17 protein-coding genes are annotated in these 18,439 nt (G+C 73.2%); 2 read left to right on the top strand and 15 right to left on the bottom strand.

All coding sequences use genetic code 11. The features are described from left to right. Positions 1-12: 12 nt before the first annotated feature. The 3 genes from Prubr_RS20185 to Prubr_RS20175 form a co-directional block, all read right to left on the bottom strand. Positions 13-1,494: an MFS transporter gene (locus Prubr_RS20185; RefSeq protein WP_212816491.1), complete on the bottom strand. Its 1,482-nt coding sequence runs from the start codon at positions 1,492-1,494 to the stop codon at positions 13-15. A gap of 325 nt (positions 1,495-1,819) precedes the next feature. Beyond that, the gene (locus Prubr_RS20180) at positions 1,820-2,485 is read right to left on the bottom strand and encodes a UdgX family uracil-DNA binding protein (protein ID WP_212816490.1); all 666 of its coding nucleotides are present in this window, start codon (positions 2,483-2,485) and stop codon (positions 1,820-1,822) included. A 29-nt stretch (positions 2,486-2,514) separates the two neighbouring features. After that, the gene (locus tag Prubr_RS20175; RefSeq protein WP_212816489.1) at positions 2,515-3,837 is read right to left on the bottom strand and encodes an aminotransferase class I/II-fold pyridoxal phosphate-dependent enzyme; all 1,323 of its coding nucleotides are present in this window, start codon (positions 3,835-3,837) and stop codon (positions 2,515-2,517) included. A gap of 49 nt (positions 3,838-3,886) precedes the next feature. Between Prubr_RS20175 and Prubr_RS20170 the strand changes: the two genes are divergently transcribed. Next, positions 3,887-5,134, top strand: coding sequence for a bifunctional pyridoxamine 5'-phosphate oxidase family protein/GNAT family N-acetyltransferase (locus tag Prubr_RS20170; protein ID WP_212816488.1), 1,248 nt, complete (start codon positions 3,887-3,889; stop codon positions 5,132-5,134). A 10-nt stretch (positions 5,135-5,144) separates the two neighbouring features. Next, complete coding sequence (gene leuE, locus Prubr_RS20165) at positions 5,145-5,804, top strand: leucine efflux protein LeuE (protein ID WP_212816487.1); 660 nt, start codon at positions 5,145-5,147, stop codon at positions 5,802-5,804. A gap of 10 nt (positions 5,805-5,814) precedes the next feature. Here the strand turns inward: leuE and Prubr_RS20160 are convergent, their stop codons facing one another. From Prubr_RS20160 to Prubr_RS20105, 12 genes are all read right to left on the bottom strand, one after another. Continuing rightward, on the bottom strand, positions 5,815-6,837 hold the full coding sequence (locus tag Prubr_RS20160) for an NAD(P)/FAD-dependent oxidoreductase (protein WP_212816486.1): 1,023 nt from the start codon (positions 6,835-6,837) through the stop codon (positions 5,815-5,817). 249 nt (positions 6,838-7,086) lie between these two features. Next, a complete protein-coding gene (locus Prubr_RS20155) occupies positions 7,087-8,025 on the bottom strand; it encodes a sporulation protein (RefSeq protein WP_212816485.1) in 939 nt (312 codons plus the stop codon). Between the two features lie 11 nt (positions 8,026-8,036). Continuing rightward, positions 8,037-9,101 (bottom strand): hemolysin family protein, encoded by a 1,065-nt coding sequence (locus Prubr_RS20150; RefSeq protein ID WP_212816484.1) that lies wholly within the window; start codon positions 9,099-9,101, stop codon positions 8,037-8,039. A gap of 123 nt (positions 9,102-9,224) precedes the next feature. After that, the gene (locus Prubr_RS20145; protein WP_212816483.1) at positions 9,225-10,550 is read right to left on the bottom strand and encodes a hemolysin family protein; all 1,326 of its coding nucleotides are present in this window, start codon (positions 10,548-10,550) and stop codon (positions 9,225-9,227) included. A 178-nt stretch (positions 10,551-10,728) separates the two neighbouring features. After that, positions 10,729-11,115 (bottom strand): monovalent cation/H(+) antiporter subunit G, encoded by a 387-nt coding sequence (gene mnhG / locus Prubr_RS20140; protein ID WP_212816482.1) that lies wholly within the window; start codon positions 11,113-11,115, stop codon positions 10,729-10,731. Then, positions 11,112-11,375, bottom strand: coding sequence for a monovalent cation/H+ antiporter complex subunit F (locus tag Prubr_RS20135; protein WP_212816481.1), 264 nt, complete (start codon positions 11,373-11,375; stop codon positions 11,112-11,114). Before Prubr_RS20135 ends, mnhG begins: the two co-directional genes overlap by 4 nt. Further along, positions 11,372-12,172 carry a Na+/H+ antiporter subunit E gene (locus Prubr_RS37725; protein WP_212816480.1) on the bottom strand — a complete coding sequence of 267 codons (801 nt, stop codon included), beginning with the start codon at positions 12,170-12,172 and terminating at the stop codon, positions 11,372-11,374. The genes Prubr_RS20135 and Prubr_RS37725 overlap by 4 nt, the downstream gene beginning before the upstream one ends. Next, positions 12,169-13,674, bottom strand: coding sequence for a Na+/H+ antiporter subunit D (locus Prubr_RS20125; protein WP_212816479.1), 1,506 nt, complete (start codon positions 13,672-13,674; stop codon positions 12,169-12,171). Before Prubr_RS20125 ends, Prubr_RS37725 begins: the two co-directional genes overlap by 4 nt. Then, the gene (locus Prubr_RS20120; RefSeq protein ID WP_212816478.1) at positions 13,671-14,231 is read right to left on the bottom strand and encodes a Na(+)/H(+) antiporter subunit C; all 561 of its coding nucleotides are present in this window, start codon (positions 14,229-14,231) and stop codon (positions 13,671-13,673) included. Before Prubr_RS20120 ends, Prubr_RS20125 begins: the two co-directional genes overlap by 4 nt. Before the next feature lie 70 nt (positions 14,232-14,301). Beyond that, entirely contained in the window at positions 14,302-17,124 is a 2,823-nt protein-coding gene (locus tag Prubr_RS20115; RefSeq protein ID WP_212816477.1) for a Na+/H+ antiporter subunit A, read from the bottom strand. Between the two features lie 295 nt (positions 17,125-17,419). Then, the gene (locus Prubr_RS20110; RefSeq protein WP_212816476.1) at positions 17,420-17,824 is read right to left on the bottom strand and encodes a hypothetical protein; all 405 of its coding nucleotides are present in this window, start codon (positions 17,822-17,824) and stop codon (positions 17,420-17,422) included. A gap of 179 nt (positions 17,825-18,003) precedes the next feature. Then, a complete protein-coding gene (locus tag Prubr_RS20105; RefSeq protein WP_212816475.1) occupies positions 18,004-18,363 on the bottom strand; it encodes a hypothetical protein in 360 nt (119 codons plus the stop codon). Positions 18,364-18,439 lie beyond the last annotated feature (76 nt).

The raw sequence follows: 18,439 nt of genomic DNA, 5'->3' as shown, positions 1-18,439 counted from the left end.
GTCGGCTCTCCTTCAGCGCAGAACCCGGACGCGCAGCGCCAGCGCCGTCAGCGGGACGGTGGCGATCGCGGCGAGCAGATTGAGCACCGGGTATCCGGCGGCCTCCACGATAAACCCGCTCGCCGCGCCGGCCGACGCGCCCGCCAGTCCCATCAACAGGTCGGACAGTCCCTGGGTGGCGGGCCGCACCTCGACCGGGACCGACTCCGACAACAGTGTCGAACCGGCGACCATGGTCGCCGACCAGCCGAGGCCGAGCAGGACCAGGCCGACGACCAGCCGGACGGTGTCGTGTCCGGCGGTGCCGGCCACCGCGCACGCCGCGACCAGCAGGCCGACGCCGCCGAGGATGACCGGCCGACGGCCGAGCCGGTCGGTCAGCCAGCCGACCACCGGCGCGAGCGCGTACATGCCGGCGATGTGGGCGCTGAGCACGATCCCGACGATCCGCAGCACGTCGGCATCGCCGTGCGACTCACCGAGGTGCACCGGGGTCATCGCCATCACGCCGACCATGACCAGGTGACCGACCGCGACCGCGGCCACCCCGAGCCGGGCCGCCGGCCGGGCCGCGACCACCCGCCACGCCGTACGCATCCCGATCGCGGCGGGCGCGGCGGGCGCGGGTCCGGCGGCGGCCGGCGAATCGGCGGGCGCGGCGGAAGCGGAAGCGGCGGGCGGGGCGGAACCAGCGGGCGCGGCGGAAGCGGAACCGGCGGGCACGGAAGCGGCGGTGGAAGCGGCGGGCGCGGAAGCGGCGGTGGTCGGGGTGACCGGGGACCGGGGAGCCGGGGCGGGGGATCCGGCGGGCGCGGTGGCCGGGGATCCGGCGGGCGCGGTGGCCGAGGCCCCGGCGGCCGCGATCCGGCGGGCGGTGAGCAGCGGGTCGGGCCGCAGCAGGACCAGCAGTACGCCGCCGGCGACGGCGAACGCGACCGCGCTGAACACGAACGGGCCGGACAGCGGCGGCAGCGCGAGCCCGCCGACGGCGCGGTCGGCCAGCGCGGCGAAGTTGGGTGCGGCCACCGCGCCGATCGTGGTCGCCCAGACGATCACCGAGAGCTGACGTCCCCGGCGGGCCGGCTCGGCGAGGTCGACGGCGGTGTACCGGGCCTGGAGGTTGGCGGCCGACCCACCGCCGAAGAGCAGCATGCCGGCAAACAGGAGGGGCACCCACCCGGTGACCGCGGCGGCGACCACGAGCAGGGCGCCGAGCGCACCGGTCAGATACGCCGTCACCAGGCCCGGTCGCCGCCCGTGGACGCCCATGATCCGGGTGACCGGTACGGCGAGCAGCGCGCCGCCGACGACGCTGGCGCTGGCGGCCAGCCCGGAGACGCTGGTGCCGGCCAGCCGGGCGGCGAGCAGCGCACCGACCGAGATGCCGATGGTGGTGCCGATCCCGCCGACGATCTGGGTGCCGAACAGCAGCCGGAGCGTGCGGCGCTGGACCCGGGGCACGTCCACCGGCGCCGGGTCGCCGATCATGGACATCGGGTCAGCGTACGACTGCCGGCACGGCGGCGCTGACCGGCGGCACCGGCCGAGGACACCGACCGGCAGCACTGGCCGGCAGCACTGGCCGGCAGCACGATGATCGTCTGCGGTTCAGGCGTTGCCGACACGGCGTGTCGACGGTCTGAGCCGCAAACGATCATGGAACGCCGGGCCGTGACGGCGGCACCACGGGGCAGCACCGCAGCGGCGGCACCGTGGCCCGGCGGCAGCTCGGCACGGCGGCACCGCAGCAGCAGTGGCGGCGCGGCACGGCGGCACGGCGGCACGGCGGCACGGCGGCACGGCGGCAGCGCGGCGCGGCTCAGGCGGCGAGTGCCTGCGCCACCACCTTCAGGTCGGCGACCAGGCCGTCGAACGCGATCTCCTGGTTGTCGGCGCGCAGCACCGCCGACGGATGGATGGTGGCCACCAGCCGGGCCGGCTCGACCGGGAAGTCCCCGGGGTTCGGCGCCGACGCCGGCCAGGGCAGCAGTTCGCCCCGTGACCGGGTGACCCGGAACGACGGCCCCAGCAGTGCCTTGGCCGCCGTCGCGCCGAGCACGACGACGATCTCCGGCCGGAGCCGGGCGAACTCGGCGACCAGCCAGGGCCGGCAGGCCACGATGTGGGTCTGGTCGGGGGTCTGGTGGATCCGCCGCTTGCCGCGCATCTCGAAGCGGAAGTGCTTGACGGCGTTGGTGATGTAGAGGTGTGCCGGGTCGATGCCGGCCGCGTCGACCGCCCGGCGCAGCAGGTGCCCGGCCGGCCCGACGAACGGCAGGCCGCGCTGGTCCTCGACGTCGCCGGGCTGCTCGCCGACGAAAACCACCCGGGCGTGGGCGTCGCCCCGGCCGAAGACGACCTGGGTGGCCGGCTCGTAGAGTTCGCAGCCGCGGCAGTTCGGGGCGGCGGCGCGTACCTCGTCGAGGCTGGCGGAGGCGGGCGGGACGTACGGTTGCGCGCCGGAGGCGGTTTCGGTGCGGGACATGACGGAGTTTGTACCCGGTGCCACCGACATCACGCGCTGAAGGCCGGTGGGGTCGGCGAGTCGACCGCCGCGGCGACGGCGGCGGCGAGCCCGGGAATGTCCGCGTCGTCGAGTGGGGTGACGGTGATCCGGACCCCGGGCGGGCTGGCGAGGCGGAAGAGCGAGCCGGGCGCGACGGCGTACCCGCTGTCGCGCAACGTGGTCACCGCCCGGGTCTCGTCGGGCACCGGGATCCAGACGTTGATGCCGGTGTGGCCGGTGGCCGGCACGCCACGGGCGGCGAGCGCGGCGACGAGGGCGGCGCGCCGCCGGTCGTAGCTGTCCCGGGCCGCGACGATCCGGCGGCCGGTCGCCGGGTCGCGCCACAGCCCCGCGACGGTACGTTGCAGCAGCGTCGACACCCAGCCGGCGCCGATCCGCATCCGGCCGGCGACCCGGGCGACCGTCGCCTCGTCGCCGGCGAGCACGGCCAGCCGCAGGTCGGGCCCGTACGGCTTGCTCACCGACCGCAGGAAGGCCCAGGTCCAGGTCGCCCCGGCGAGCGGTGCCAGGGCCACGGACGCGAGTTCGCCGGCGTGGTCGTCCTCGACGAGCAGCAGGTCGGGGTGGCCGGCGAGGACGTCGCGCAGGGCGGCGGCCCGGGCCATGGTGACGGCGGCCCCGGTCGGGTTGTGGGCGCGGGTGGTGACGATCAGGGCGCGGATCCCGGCGGCCAGTGCCCGGCGCAGCCCTGCGACGGTCGGGCCGTCACCGTCGACCCGGACCGGGACGGGTTCCAGACCGAGGGCGGCGACCAGGTCGAGCAGGTTGGCCCAGCCGGGGTCCTCGACGCCGACCCGGTCGCCGGGACGCAGGTGGGCGGCGAGCAGCCGGTCGATGCCGTCGAGGGCGCCGTTGGTCAGGGTGAGCGCGGTGGCGTCGACACCGTCGGCGGCGAGCCGGGCGCGGGCGAGGTCGGCGAGTTCCGGCAGTACGCCGCCGTCCGCATAGCCGAGCGGGTCGGCCGGCGCCACGGTCGGCAGCGGCGGCAGCAGCCGCCGGTCGGGGTCGCCGGCGGACAGGTCGAGGACCCCGGCCGGTACGGCGGGACGCAGCGCCGAGCGGGTGGTGGCGACCGGTGGCCGGGGCCGGATCCGGGTGCCGCCCCGGCCCGCGGTCTCGACGACGCCGCGCTGACGCAGGGTGCGGTAGGCGCTGGCGACCGTGGCCGGGCTGACTCCGAGGTCGGCGGCGAGGGCGCGTACGGCCGGTAGCGGGGCGCCCGGGAGCAGGTCACCGTCACGGATCCCGGCCTCGATGCTGGCCGAAATCCCGGCGGCCGTGGTGCCGGTCGGCTGATATTGTGCTGCCACAGTTTCACTATTGTACTAGAACAAAATTCCAGGAGCAAAGGAGTCGGCGATGGGCGACTACCCGCAGACCCCGAGAACCACCGCCAACCGCATCCGGGACCGGATCGCGTACGGGCGCGCCACCGCGCACGCGATCCTCGACGAGGCCCACCACTGCACCTTCGCCTTCACCGTGGACGGCGAACCACGGGCGCTGCCCACCCTGCACGTACGCGTCGACGACACGCTCTACCTGCACGGCTCCACCGGCAGCCGGCCGCTGCTCGCCGCCCGGGGCCCCGGGCTGCCGGTCTGCGTCACCGTCACCCTGCTCGACGGCCTCGTCTACGCCCGCTCCCAGTTCCACCACAGCGCCAACTACCGCTCCGTCGTCGCGCACGGCACCGCCCGCCTGGTCACCGACGAGACCGAGAAGCGGGCCGCGATGACCGCGCTGGTCGACAAGCTGGGCGCCGGCCGGGCCGCCGACAGCCGCCCGCCGACCCGCCGGGAACTCGCCGAGACGGCCGTACTCGCCCTGCCGCTGCGCGAGGTGTCGGTCAAGGCCCGCCTCGGCGGCGTCGCCGACGACCCCGAAGACCTCGACCTGCCGCACTGGGCGGGTGTGGTACCGCTGCGCCACACGCCCGGCGTGCCCGAGCCCGACGCCGGGGTCACCGCACCGGTCCCCGGCTACCTGCGGGCACCCCGGTCCCCGTGGCTGACCCCGGCCGTACTGCGCGGCGCGCACGTCGTACTCGAACCGCTGGACCACGCGCACGTCGACGGGCTGCTCGCCGCCGGCGCCGACCCCGAGGTGTGGCGCCACCTGGGCAACCGGCAGCCGACCGACCACGCCGGCATGGCCGCGATCGTCACCGACGCGCTGCGCGCCCACGAGCGCGGCGACCGGGTGCCGTGGGTGCAGCGCTGCGCGCGGACCGGCGCGATCGCCGGCACCACGTCGTACTACGAGATCGACGAGGTCAACCGGTCCGTCGCCATCGGTCACACCTGGCTCGGCCGCGAACACTGGCGTACCGGCATCAACACCGAGGCCAAGCTGCTGCTGCTCGAGCGGGCCTTCGACGTACTCGGGACCCGGCGGGTGGTCTGGCACACCGACCTGCGCAACGAGCGCTCGCAGGCGGCCATCGGCCGGCTCGGCGCCCGCCGCGAGGGGGTGCTGCGCAACCACCGGCGCCGGCCCGACGGAACGTGGCGGGACACCGTCCAGTTCGCCATGATCGACGACGAGTGGCCAAACGCACAGGTCAGGCTGCGGGAATCGCTTCGCCCCGCGACCCCGCCGGGGTGAGGATCCAGCCATGCTCGGCACCATCGACCTGGGGACCTACGTCCTGGGCACCATCGCGATCATCCTGCTGCCCGGCCCCAACTCGCTCTTCGTCCTGTCCACCGCCGCCCGCCGTGGGGTACCCGCCGGCTACAAGGCCGCCGCCGGGGTGTTCCTCGGCGACACCGTGCTGATGGTGCTGTCGGCCGCCGGAATCGCGTCGCTGCTGCGGGCGTACCCACCGATCTTCCTGGTGATCAAGTACGCCGGCGCGGCGTACCTGGGCTACGTCGCACTGACCATGTTCCGGGCCGCCTGGCGGCGCTTCCAGGTCCGCAACGACCCGGACACTCCCCCGCTCATCCACGCCGCCGAGCCGGCCGCGGTCCGGCACCCGTTCCGTCGCGCCGCCGTGATCAGCGTGCTGAACCCGAAGGCGATCCTGTTCTTCGTCTCGTTCTTCATCCAGTTCGTCGACCCGTCGTACGCCCACCCGGCACTGTCGTTCCTGCTGCTCGGCGCGATCGCCCAGGCCGGCAGCGTGCTCTACCTGAGCGTGCTGATCTTCACCGGCACGTTCCTGGCCGCCCGGTTCCGGGAACGGCGCCGGCTCGCCGCCGGCGCCACCACCGGCATCGGCGTCCTCTTCCTGGGCTTCAGCGTCAAACTCGCCACCGCGAGCGGCGGCTAGATGCGGAACGCTAGAAGCGATCAAGGCGGCAACCGGACAACGCCGGCTCGGCGACGCCGTTGACCAACTCCCGCGCGACAAGGCGGCCCACGGCCGGGGCAAGCGTGACCGCCGCGTGCATCACCGCCAGATAGAGACCGGGTACGTCGGCGACCGGACCGACGATCGGCTCACCGTCGGCCGGCATCGGGCGTACTCCGAGTCGGGTGCCGAGCAGTTCGACGCTCCCGGCACCACGGAAAGTGGACCGGACGGCGGCAAGGGTCCGTTCGGGCGAGTCCGCGGCGGCGATCAGCCGGTCCGCGGCGACCTGCCGGAGATCGAAGTCCTGGGTGTTGACCACGGTGCGGACCAGACCGGCCGGCGCGCGGAGCCGGAAGAGTGGGCACGGCGACGGCTCGACCGGGACACGTACGCCGAGCGGCGCGCCCAGCGCGGCCGTGGCGACACCGGCCGCCAACACCACGGTCGTTCCGGAGAGGGGTCCTGCGGCGGTGTCGACCCCGGCGACCCGGCCCGCCGCGTCCCGTCGGACCGCGGTGACCGTGGTGTCCAGATGCACCCGGGCGCCATGGGCGCGGGCGCCCGCGACCAGCCGCTCGGTCACGGCTACCGCGTCGACGGCGCCGTCGTCGGGTGCCCATACGGCCCACTCCGGGGGCTGCCGAAGGTGGGGCTCGAGCGTCATCACGGTGGCCGCGTCCACGATCTCCTGCCCGGGCCCGGCCACCGGCGCGCCGCCCTCCGCGCGCCAGCTCAGTGAGCCGGACCAGATCACCGGCAGTCCCGGCAGCTCGGCCTCGACCCGGCGGTACTCCTCCGTCGCGGTGGCCCGTATCCCGGCCGCCGGACCGGTACGTACGCCAGACGCGCCGACCCAGGCGAACGAGTCCGCCGTCACGCCGGCGCCCGGCCGCCCGGCACCGACCAACGTCACGGCAGCGCCCGCCCGGGCGGCGTGATAGGCCACCGACGCGCCGACGATGCCAGCTCCGACGACGACCACGTGCCTACCCACCGGTGCGCTCAGCACGTTGACGACCTTACTGTCCGCAGCGGCTCCGTCCGTGCGGCCAACGGGCCGACGCCCGCTGACCGACGACCGCCCGTGAACGGAGCTCCCGGCTCCCCGGGGCAGCCTCCCCGCGGCGGCTCCCCGCGGCCGGCCATGATCGTCTGCGGCTCGGACACTCCCGGCACGGCGTGTCGAACGCCTGAACCGCAGACGATCGAGGCGGTCCCCGGAGCGGGCCGCCCGAAAGGCGACAACCGCCGGGCCGGGTCAGCTGGAACCGTCGGGAGCGCCCCCGCTGTGGCCGGGCTGGTCGTGGGTGCCGGGGCCGGCCGTCTCGTCCACCGGCCGGGTCCGGCGCCGCCACCAGGCCCGTTTCGCCACGGCCGGCCGGACCGAAGCCACCGACCGGCCCGGCGTACGGCCGCCCGACCCCGCCCGCCCACCCGGCCGGCCGTCCCCGCCCGCGAGCAACTCCCGCAGCCGGCCGTCGAGCACCGCCGGCCAGTCGGACCCGTCGGCGTGCCCGACCCGGAACCGCCCCACCCGGCCGCCGGGCCGCCCGGCCAGCCCGAGAACCACGTCGACCCCGGCCCGGTCCGCGACCACCGCGACGCCGACCTCGGTCAACCACCCCGGGTACGACTCCGGCGGCCGGAACGCCACCTCCTGGTGGAACGGCAGCCGCTGGGCGACCCCGTCGAGCCGGCCGTCGCGGATCCGCGCGTCCCGGTACGAGAACCCGAGCCGGGTGAACGCCAGCAGCAACCGCTCGTGCACGGCGGCCGGCGCGACCCGGATCGCGTCGAGCGCGGTCTCGTCGACGGCGTGCACGACCGCCAGCCGGGTCTGTACGCCGACCGCCATGCCGGGCAGCGGCCGCTCCCGTACCTCTGTCACCGGGGTCTCCCACGGCACGTCGACCTCGAACGGCAGCGTGTGACCGGCACCGGCGCGCAACGTGAACGCGCCCGTGACGGTATGCCGGTGGAACTCGACCGAGGCACCGTCGTCAGGATCGACCGCCGACACGTCGACCCGACAGACCAGCCCCACCACGACCCGGTCGACGGTGACGTCGCGGTCACCGCCGACCATCCGGACCTCGCCCCGCAGCCGGCCGCCGGGCCGGACCACCGGCTCGGCGAGCACCGTGTCGACGGACGGGCCGCCGGCACCGAACCTGCCCAGGATCCTCGACCGGACCACCCCCGCCCGCGCTAGCGCATCCGCCGGCCGCGGGGTACCGGGTCGGTCTCGTCGTCGAACTCGCCGATGACCTCCTCCAGCAGGTCCTCCAGCGCGACGAACCCGACCGGCCGGCCGGTGCCGGCCCCGTTGGTGACCAGGGCGAGCTGGGCGCGGTCGGCACGCATCGCGGCGACCGCCTCGGTGACCGTCGCCCCGGCGCCGAGGCTGAACGTGTCCCCCATCAGCTCCCCGGCCGTCGCCCTGCGGCCCGCCGTCACCGCCCGCACCGCCTCCCGGACGTGGACGATACCGACCACCTGATCCGCCCCGTCGAGCACGATCAGGCGGGACCGTCCGCTCTCCCGGCAGATCTCCTCGATCCGCTCGGCCGAGTCGCCCCTGTCGACCTTGACGATCCGGTCGAACGGCTCCATCACGTCGGCGACCCTGGTGGCCTGCAGTTCCAGCATGCTGGTCAGCATCTCGTGCTGGTCCGCGGCGAGCAGTCCGTGCTCGCGCGACTGTTCGAGCAGCAGGCGCAATTCCTCCGGGCCGTGCACCTGGGCGAGCTGGTCCTGTGGGTTGACCTTGACCAGCCGCAGCGTCGCGTTGGCCATCTCGTTGAGCACCGACAGGATCGGCCGCGACACCCGGGCGAAGGCCCGGAACGGCAGCCCCAGCAGCAACGCCGACCGCTCCGGGTCGGTGATCGCCCACGACTTCGGCGCCATCTCGCCGACCACCAGGTGCAGGAACGTCACCAGGGACAGCGCGAAGACCAGCGCGATCACATGGCTGGCCGCGTCCGGCAGCCCCACCGCGTGCAGCAGCGGGGCGACCAGCCGCTCGATCGCCGGCTCGGCGAGCGCACCGAGCCCCAGGGTGCAGACGGTGATGCCGAACTGCGCGCCGGCCAGCATCAGGGACAGTTCGCGTACGCCGTCGAGAGCGGCCTTCGCCGCCCGTCCACCGGTGGCCGCGGCCTGCTCCAGCCGGTAGCGCTTGCTCGCCACCAAGGCGAACTCGGCGGCCACGAAGAAGCCGTTGAGCGCCAACAGGACCACCGAGATCAACAACGCCACGCCCGGGGTCACGGTGCCACCTCGCTCCGCTCGGCACCACCGTGTCCGACACCGAGCCCAACGGTTCGCTCACTCCGTTCGCTCACGGCGTCACCTCGCTCCGCTCGGCACCACCGTGCTCAAGACTGAGCCAGCTCACGGTGCCACCTCCAGGCGTACGGAGTCGGCGACGTGCCGGTCGACGGCCAGGACCTCGACGACGGCCCGCGTTCCGGCCTGGTCGGCCTCCGCGGCCAGGCCGATCACCAACCGGTCGCCGACCTGCGGCACCCGGCCGAGTTCGCGCATGACCAGGCCGGAGACGGTGTCGTACTCGGGCCCCTCGGGCAACCGGATGCCGGTCGCGTCGGCCACCTCGTCGATCCGCCACCGGGCCGGCACCAGCCAGGAGCCGTCCGGCTGGCGGGCCGGCGCCGGCTCGGGCGGATCGTCCTCGTCGCGGATCGGGCCGACCAGCTCCTCGGCGATGTCCTCCAGGGTGATCACCCCGGCGAAGCCGCCGTACTCGTCGACCACGCAGGCGAGTTGGCGGTGCCCGCCCCGCAGCCGGTCGAGCACGGTCGGCAGCGGCAGGGTGTCGGGCACCAGGAGCGGCGGTACGAGCACCGCCGAGATCGGGGTGCTGTCGCGCTTCGCCGGCGCGATGGTGAGTACGTCGGCGATCCCGACGACCCCGACCACGTCGTCGACGCCGTCGGTGCCGCGTACGGGGAAACGGGAGTGCCCGGTGTCGACCATCTCGACGATCCGGCGGACCGGCTCGTCGGCGCGTACGGTGTGCACGTCGACGCGGGGCACCATCGCCTCGCCGGCGGTCAGCTGGCGGAAGTCGAGGCCCCGGTCGAGCAGATTGGACATCTCGGCGTCGAGGTGCCCTTCCTCGCGCGACTCGGCGATGATCTGCTCGAGGTCCTCCGGCGTGGCGCCGGTGGGAAGTTCCTCGATCGGCTCGATGCCGACCCGGCGTAGCAGCCGGGTGGCCGAGGCGTCGAAGAGCCGGATCAGCGGGCCGGCGACCGCCATGTAGATCAGGGTGGACCGGCTCAGCGCCCGGGCCAGGGCCTCCGGCCGGGCGATGGCGAGGTTCTTCGGGGCCAGTTCGCCGAGCACCATCTGGATCACGGTGGCGATGACGAGCGCGAGCCCGATGGCCAGCGGCAGGCTGACCGACTGGGGCACCCCGGCGCCGCCGAGCAGCTGGGCGAGACCGTCACCGACGAAGGGTTCGGCGACGTAGCCGACCAGCAGTGCGGTGACGGTGATGCCGAGCTGGGCGCCGGAGAGCATGAACGACAACCGGCCGGTGACCTTGAGTGCCCGCTCGGCGGCGCCGTCGCCGCCGTCCGCGAGCTGCCGCAGTTTGCCCCGGTCGACGGCGACGTAGCCGAATTCCTGGGCGACGAAGTATCCGGTGGCCGCGGTGAGAACGATGATCAGCACGAGACCGACGAGGATCAACACGGGTGGCTCAGCGCCCCCGGGCCGGACGCCGCGTGCTGGTTGTGCCGGGCGTTACCCGGCCAGCTATAGCTGCCCTCCTGGGCAGTCGGTTCGGTCATCCGGTCAGTTTAAGTCTCGACCGGCCCTTCGCCCTACGGAACCAGGGGCCGGTCCGCCCCGCCGCCGGCGGCGCCACGGGTCAGCCCCGGCGCCGCCGACGGTTGCCGCCACCGCCGGCACTGTCGACCTCCGTGGTCGGCGCGCGGTCGGCCAGCTCGTCGACGATCAACTCCGGGCTGGGACGCTTCAGCCGGTACGCCGCCCGGCCGACCATGTGCGCGGCCACCGGTGCCGTCACCAGCTGGAAGAGACCGACCAGCAGCAGCATCGTCAGGTCGGACCGGGAGCGGATCCGCAGCGCTACCCCGGCCAGGATCAGCAGCAGGCCGAGCACCTGCGGCTTGGTGGCGGCGTGCATGCGGGCCAGCACGTTGGGGAACCGCACCAGGCCCACCCCGGCGGCCAGGCTGAGCAACGCGCCGGCGATCAGGAAGATGGCCGACAGCGTGTCGGCGGCGGCGTTCACGAATCGTCCCGCGCGGCGAAGCGGACCACGCTGACCGAGCCGACGAACCCGAGGATCGACAGCACGACGAGGATCGGCAGGGTGGTCGCGTGGCGGTTGAAGGCCGCCTCCGCGCCGATCGCCCCCATGAGCACGGCGAGCAGGACGTCGGTGGCCACCACCCGGTCCAGCAGGGTCGGGCCGCGCACGATCCGGACGATCGCCAGTACGGCGGCGGTCGACAGCAGTGCGGTGACGGCCACGACGACGGCGATGGTCATCGGGATGCTCCTTCGTCATCGGAGTTGACAGCTTTGCCGGTCGGGCCGGTCCCGCCGGTCGGGCCGGTCTTGCCGTTGGAGCCGGCCCCGCCCGCCTTGCCCCCGGAGCCGGCCCTGCCCGCCTTCCGGGTGGAGCCCGCCTTCCCGGTGGTGCCGGCCTTCCCGGTGGCGGTCGCGCTTCCCGCGATGTCGGTCTTCCTGGCGGGGTCCGTCTTCGTGGTGGGTGGGGACCCGCCGGCGGGTTCGGACTCCAGCAGGCGCAGCTCGGCGGCGGAACCGGTCGCCCGGATGATCCGGGCCTCGAGTTCGAGGATCTCGCGGCGCATCCGCTCGACGCCGTCGGGGCCCTCGAGGTCGAGCACGTGCACGTACAGGGTGCCGGTGGACCGGTCGGCCTCGACGATCAGGCTGCCCGGCACCAGCGACAGCGCCTCGGCGGTCAGCGTCAGGTTGAGGTCGGAGTGCACCCGCAACTGCACCGCGATGATGCCGCTGTTCGGCCGGTAGCCCGGCCGCAGCGCCACCCCGGCGACCTGGATGCTCGCGGTGATCAGATCGGCCAGGAACTGCAGCACGAAACGGAGCAGGGCCAGCGGCCGGATCCGCCCGCCGAAGGTCACCCGGGGCAGCGGGAAGAAGACGAGCACGACGGCCGCGACGACCAGCCCACCGATCACGTTGCCGATGGAGAAGTCGCCCCACAGCAGGTTCCAGACCAGGACCAGCCAGACGACCGCGACCAGCTGGTCCCGCCAGCGTCGGGGATTGGCCCGTGGCGGAGGTGATGTCGTCGTCATCGGGTGCCTCCCGGGAAGACCGCTTCGACGTACGGGGTGCGGGCCCGCAGGTCCTCGGCGGCGTCGGAACTGACGTCGAACAGCGGTCCGGCGACCACGGTCAGCGCCAGCCCGAAGATCACCAGCCCGAGGGTGGCGCCGACCATCAGCGGTGGCAGCGACGTCTGCGCCCCCTCCGACACCTGCTTCGGGCTACGCCAGAAGGCGAGGTTCCAGACCTTCATGGTGGCGTAGAGGGTGAGCAGGCTGGTCGCCGTGCCGCCGGCCACCAGCAGCCACGGCAGCACGCCGCCGGCCTCGACACCGGCCTGGAGCAGGCCGAGCTTGCCGAGGAAGCCGGAGAACGGCGGGATGCCGGCCAGATTCAACGCCGGTAGGAAGAAGATCACACCGAGTAACGGTGCCATCTTCGCCAACCCACCTAGCTTGTCCAGGTTGGTGCTGCCGGTACGGCGTTCGACCAGACCGGTGGCGAGGAACAGCGTGGTCTGGATGGTGATGTGGTGGACCACGTAGAAGATCGCCCCGGACAGTCCGGTCACCGACATCAACGCCACCCCGAAGATCATGTAGCCGATGTGGCTGACCAGGGTGAACGACAACAGACGTTTTATGTCGGACTGGGCGACGGCGCCGAAGATGCCGACCACCATGGTCAGCAACGCCACGATCATCAGCAGGTCCGCGGTACGACCGCCCGGGAACAGCAGCGTCTCGGTACGGATGATCGCGTACACGCCGACCTTGGTGAGCAGGCCGGCGAACACCGCCGTGACCGGTGCCGGCGCGGTCGGATAACTGTCCGGCAGCCAGGCCGACAGCGGGAACACCGCCGCCTTGATCCCGAAGGCGACCAGCAGCATCAACTGCAACACCAGCCGCAGGTTGTCCGGTAGCGCGTCGAGCCGGTCGACGAGCTGGGCCATGTTCAGGGTGCCCGTGGCCGAGTAGATCAGCCCGATCGCCGACAGGAAGATCAGCGACGAGAGCAGGCTGACGACGACGTACGTCGTACCGGCCCGGATCCGTACCTCGGTGCCGCCCAGGGTCAGCAGCACGTAGCTCGCGGCGAGCAGGATCTCGAACCCGACGAAGAGGTTGAACAGGTCGCCGGAGAGGAACGCGTTGGTGACGCCGGCGGTCAACACCAGATACGTCGGGTGGTAGATGGCGACCGGTGTGCCCTCGTCGCCGTCGGCCCGACCCTCGCCGATCGAATAGAGCAGCACGCACAACGTGACCGCGGCCGAGACGACCAGCATCAACGCCGACAGCTGGTCGGCGACCAGCACGATGCCGACCGGCGCCGGCCAGCCGCCGACGTTGACCACCAGCGGGCCGTCGCGGTGGGCGACGACCAGCAGTACGCAGGCCACCGCCAAGGTCGCGGTGAGCACCACCACGCTGACCGCCCGCTGGCTGCGCGGATGCCGGGCGAGCACCAGGGTCAGCGCCGCCCCCAGCAACGGCATGACCACGGGCAGAGGCACCAAATTGGTCATCGCTTGCCGCCGTCCTTGTCGTTCTTGTCGTCCTTGTCGACCGTGGTCTGCGCGGCGTCCACCGCGATCTCCTCCGGCTCGTCGGCGCGCGCGCCCTCGTTCGGTGCCTCGTCGCCGACCGGTTCGAGGTCGACCTGTTCCGGGTCGACGGCGTCGTCGTCGGCGCCGTCGGTGCTGTCGTCGGTGCCGGAGACCTCGTCGCGCTCGGCGAGCTGGACGATGCGGCGGTCCTCGAGGTCGTCCTGCACCTCGTCGTGCCCGATCACCTGCCAGCTCCGGTACGCCATCGCGAGCAGGAAGGCCGTCATGCCGAGGGTGATGACGATGGCGGTCAGCACCATCGCCTGCGGCAGCGGATCGCTCATGTCGCCCTCGTCGGTGACCCCGACGATGGGCGCCCCACCGGCCCGCCCGCCGACCAGGATCAGCAGGTTGGCGCCGTTGCCGAGCAGGATCACGCCGAGCAGGATCCGGGTCAGGCTGCGCTCCAGCAGCAGGATGACGCCGCAGGCGAAGAGCACCCCGATCGCCAACACCAGAACCAAATTCGGGCTCATGCCGTCACCTCGCTCCGCTCGGCACCGGCATGGCCAACACCGCACCCGATGATTCGCACGCTCCGCGCGCTCATGCGAGCTCCTCCTCACGCCGGGCCGGGGGTTCGGCCTCGCCGTCGGCCTCCATCTGCTGGTCGACCCGCGCGCCGAGGCTGCGCAGGATGTCCAGGACCAGGCCGACGACGATCAGGTAGACCCCGATGTCGAAGAAGATCGACGTCACCAGGTGCACGTCGCCGATCAGCGGCGGGTGGAGGTCGACCACCGTGCTCTGCAGGAAGTCGCCGCCGAACAGCAGGGCCGCCAACCCGGTGCCGACCGAGACGAACAGCCCGGAGCCGAGCACGAGTCCGGCGTCGACCGGGGCGGCCTCGTCGAGTTCGTACCGGCCGCCGGCGAGATATCGCACGACCAGCGCCAGGCCGGCGACCAGGCCACCGGCGAACCCGCCGCCGGGTGCGTTGTGCCCGGAGATCATCAGGTAGATCGAGAAGAGCACGATGGTGTGGAAGAGCAGCCGGGTGACCACCTCGAAGACGATCGACCGCTGCCGGCTGTGCACCGTCGGCCCGGCCCGCAGCCACACCGGTTCCCGGCGTCGCTTGGGCAGCTCCCGCCGGCGCGGGCCGGGGCCGCCGCGCGGCCGCAGGAAGATCAGGCTGGCCACGCCGGTCGCGGCCACCACCAGTACGGCGATCTCGCCCATCGTGTCCCAGGCCCGGATGTCGACCAGCGTCACGTTGACGACGTTGCGGCCGTGGCCGTACGAGACGGCGAGTTCGGGGAAGTCGACGGAGATCGGCACCGCGTCCCGCCCACCGGCGGCGGCCAGCGCCAGCCCGGACATGGTCAGGCCGACGGCGACCCCGATGAAGATCCGGGTCCACCGGCTGCTGCGCAGCGGCCGGGCCGAGAAGTGGGCCGGCAGTCGGCGCAGCACCAGCACGAACACCACGATCGTGACGGTCTCCACCAGGAACTGGGTCAGTGCCAGGTCGGGCGCGCCGTGCAGGACGAACATCATGGCGGTGCCGTACCCGGTCACCCCGACGAGCACCATCGCGGTGAGCCGGCGCTGGGTCCGTACGGCGAGGATCGCGGCGGCGGCCAGGACCACCACGACGACCAGTTGCAGCGGGGTGTCCCACAGCGACACCCGCTCCGGCCAGGGCCGGCCGAGCAGCAGCGCGCCACCGGGCACGGCGACCAGCACCAGCAGGATCGTGCCCAGGTACTGCGGCAGCGCACCGCGCTGGGTGGCACCGGTCAGTTCGACGGCGCCCCGGTCGAGCCAGTGGGTCAGCTTCGAATAGACCTCGCCGCCCTCCATCGGGACGCCGATCCGGCCGACGGCGCGGCCGGCGCGGCCGTACCGGTGGAAGAAGAGCAGGCCGGCGACCAGGGCAAGGGCGGACAGGCCGAGCGGCAGGGTGAGGCCGTGCCACAGGGCGAGGTGGTAGCGGCCGTCGCCGGCCAGCCGGGCGTACGGGCTGAGGTAGCTGTCGACGACCGGGGCGAGCGGTCCGAGCACCAGTCCGGCCAGGGCGAGCAGCCCGACCGGGGCGAAGAACGCGGCGCCGACCTTGCGGACCGGGGTGGGTTCGACGCCCGGCTTGTCGGCGAAGGTGCCCCAGACGAACCGGGCGCTGTAGGCGACGGTCAGCGTGGCGCCGACCACGAGTACGGCCAGGACCAGCGGTTCGTCCAGGAACGCCTCGAAGATCGCCTCCTTCCCGACGAAGCCGAGCAGGGGCGGGATGCCGGCCATCGAGGCGGCGGCGAGGACGGCGGCGACGAAGACGGCCGGCATCCGACGCCACAGTCCGGACAGTTCGCCGAGCTGGCGGGTGCCGGCCTTGTGGTCGACGATGCCGACGACGAGGAAGAGGGTGGCCTTGAACAGGGCGTGCGCCAGCAGCATGGTGGCGCCGGCGAGGGCGGCGTTGTAGGTGCCGGCGCCGGTGACCGCGACGAGGAAGCCGAGCTGGCTGACCGTGCCGTACGCCAGCAGCAGTTTCAGGTCGGTCTGCCGCAGCGCCGTCCAGCCGGCCATGACCATGGTGAGGCCGCCGAGGGCGTAGACGATCAGGTGCCACGGCCCGGCGTACGCGAACAGCGGCGCCAGGGTCGCCACCAGGTAGATGCCGGCCTTGACCATGGCCGCGGCGTGCAGGTAGGCGCTGACCGGGGTGGGTGCGGCCATGGCCGCCGGCAGCCAGAAGCTGAACGGGAAGATCGCCGACTTCGACAGCGCGCCGGCCAGGATGAGGATCAGGGCGATGCCCAGGTACGCCCCGGACGGCTTCGCCCCGTCGACGATCTCCGACCAGCGGTAGGTGCCGGCGTGCTCACCGAGCATGATGAAGCCGATCAGCATCGCCAGGCCGCCGACGGTGGTCACGATCAGCGCCTGCGACGCCGCCCGCCGGCTCGCCCGCTTCTCCGGGTTGTGGCCGATGAGCAGGTAGGAGAAGACCGTGGTCAGCTCCCAGAAGACGTAGAGCAGGATCAGGTCGTCGGCGATGACCAGGCCGAGCATCGCCCCGGCGAAGCCGACGAAGACCCCGGCGAACCGGCCGAGGCCGGGTTCACTGTCGGAGAAGTAGCGGGCGCAGTAGACCAGCACCAGCGCGCCGACCCCGCCGACCAGCAGGACCATCAGCCACGACAGGGTGGTCACCCGGAACGACAGGTCGAGCCCGAGTTGCGGCACCCAGGGGTACGTCTCGACGACCGCGCGCCCGTCGCGGACGCCCGCGGTCTGGGCGATGGCCCAGCCCAGCGCGGCGGCGGGGGCGAGGGCCAGCGGATAGAAGGCATGCCGGCCCCACCACCGGACGAACAGTGGCGCGCAGAGCGCCATCACGAGGTGGAGGGCCAGCAGCACCAGCATGCGTACTCCAGAAAGGTGTCATCGCAGGCCCTGCGGGAGGGTCTGCGGCGGCTATACGGATCAGACGGCACCGGACCCGCGTGACGGACCTGAATGGCCGAATTGCGGGCGTGTCGGTGCCGTTCCCGGTAGATGGCAGCGCCGCCCGGTGGGTCACGGACGGCCGCTCGGTGCGCGTGGCCCGCTGCCCGGCGGGGTCGGAGGGGGTTCCGACCTGGTCGCCGGCTCGGGGCGGCCCACTCGGTGCGGTCGCCGCTCGGGCGGTCGGCCCGCGGTCGCGGGCCTTCGGCGGGCGCTATCCGGCCGGTGGTGCCCGGCCGGGTTGGGCGCCGACCGGACGCTCCGGTAACCGGGCGCCGGGCGGTGTCGCACGGGAGAGGTCCGGCGGCGCCGGCTCCAGTTCGGGAGGGACGCTGGGGTTGCCCAGCTGCACCTGCTCCACGGCGGGCCGGCGGAGTTCCTCGTAGGTCCACTGCCGGGTGGTGGCCCGCCCGGTGCCGGACTCGCTGTCGGTGCCGGCGCCCGCACTCGGCGCGGGCGGGAACAGCGCGGCGCCCATCGAGGCGTGCGCCTGCGCGATGGCGCCGGCCGGCACGGCGGCGGAGGCCGCGCCATGCACGAAGGTGATTGCGAGTACGGTGAACAGAACGGCCGCGAGCAGCCGATCGATCGGTCGGCGTGCCTGGGTTCGTCCCCGCATGTCACCTCCCACCGATCGTCCGGCGGTAAGTGTAGCGGCTCCCAATGGTCGTTACTTGAACGAAACATTGCAGTCCGAGGGCGCCCACGTGCTGGTACGACCGGCCGGTGCGCGGCCGATCCGGCGCCCCCGTCCGGATGTCCCGGGCGACCCCGCAGCGCCGTGGACGGCTCCGGGACTCAGGCGGCCCGGACCGTTCCGGTGATAGGCGTCACGCCCTCCACCACCAGGTCGGGCCGGCCGAGCGCCAGCGCGACCTCGTTGATCACCCGCTGGTCGGCGGTCAGCGAACGGATCGACCGCCCACGGTGTCGACCCTCCCGACGCAGCACGAAGTAGTGCACGGCGGCCCGTACCCACGCCCGGTCGGCGGCGCTGGCCCGGGTGGTGCTCACGACGAGGTCGCGCAGCGAGGCGGCGAGCAGCTCGGCGAGCCGGAGGTCGTTCACGGCACCGGCCCGCAGCACGGCGAGGTGGTTGTCGACCTGACGGATGAGAACGTCGGTGTCGTGCTGAAAATTACGCTGAATCCCGGTCATTCCGGCCTCCCCGACTGACCTTGGCGTTGCGGGCGAAGTTACTGCATTCCTCGCAATACCGGCAAGGGTTTCCATC

Origin of the sequence: Polymorphospora rubra (genome assembly GCF_018324255.1) — a bacterium.
GTDB classification, from domain to species: Bacteria; Actinomycetota; Actinomycetes; order Mycobacteriales; family Micromonosporaceae; genus Polymorphospora; species Polymorphospora rubra.
Note: the sequence above shows the minus strand (reverse complement) of the source record. Positions and strands in the feature narration are given on the sequence as shown.

Excerpts from the sequence above, each read along its gene's own strand:
- Prubr_RS20185 (WP_212816491.1), bottom strand. The coding sequence starts at position 1,494 with ATGTCCATGATCGGCGACCCGGCGCCGGTGGACGTGCCCCGGGTCCAG.
- Prubr_RS20180 (WP_212816490.1), bottom strand. The coding sequence starts at position 2,485 with ATGTCCCGCACCGAAACCGCCTCCGGCGCGCAACCGTACGTCCCGCCC.
- Prubr_RS20170 (WP_212816488.1), top strand. The coding sequence starts at position 3,887 with ATGGGCGACTACCCGCAGACCCCGAGAACCACCGCCAACCGCATCCGG.
- leuE (WP_212816487.1), top strand. The coding sequence starts at position 5,145 with ATGCTCGGCACCATCGACCTGGGGACCTACGTCCTGGGCACCATCGCG.
- Prubr_RS20135 (WP_212816481.1), bottom strand. The coding sequence starts at position 11,375 with ATGACCATCGCCGTCGTCGTGGCCGTCACCGCACTGCTGTCGACCGCC.
- Prubr_RS37725 (WP_212816480.1), bottom strand. The coding sequence starts at position 12,172 with ATGACGACGACATCACCTCCGCCACGGGCCAATCCCCGACGCTGGCGG.
- Prubr_RS20125 (WP_212816479.1), bottom strand. The coding sequence starts at position 13,674 with ATGACCAATTTGGTGCCTCTGCCCGTGGTCATGCCGTTGCTGGGGGCG.
- Prubr_RS20120 (WP_212816478.1), bottom strand. The coding sequence starts at position 14,231 with ATGAGCCCGAATTTGGTTCTGGTGTTGGCGATCGGGGTGCTCTTCGCC.
- Prubr_RS20115 (WP_212816477.1), bottom strand. The coding sequence starts at position 17,124 with ATGCTGGTGCTGCTGGCCCTCCACCTCGTGATGGCGCTCTGCGCGCCA.
- Prubr_RS20110 (WP_212816476.1), bottom strand. The coding sequence starts at position 17,824 with ATGCGGGGACGAACCCAGGCACGCCGACCGATCGATCGGCTGCTCGCG.
- Prubr_RS20105 (WP_212816475.1), bottom strand. The coding sequence starts at position 18,363 with ATGACCGGGATTCAGCGTAATTTTCAGCACGACACCGACGTTCTCATC.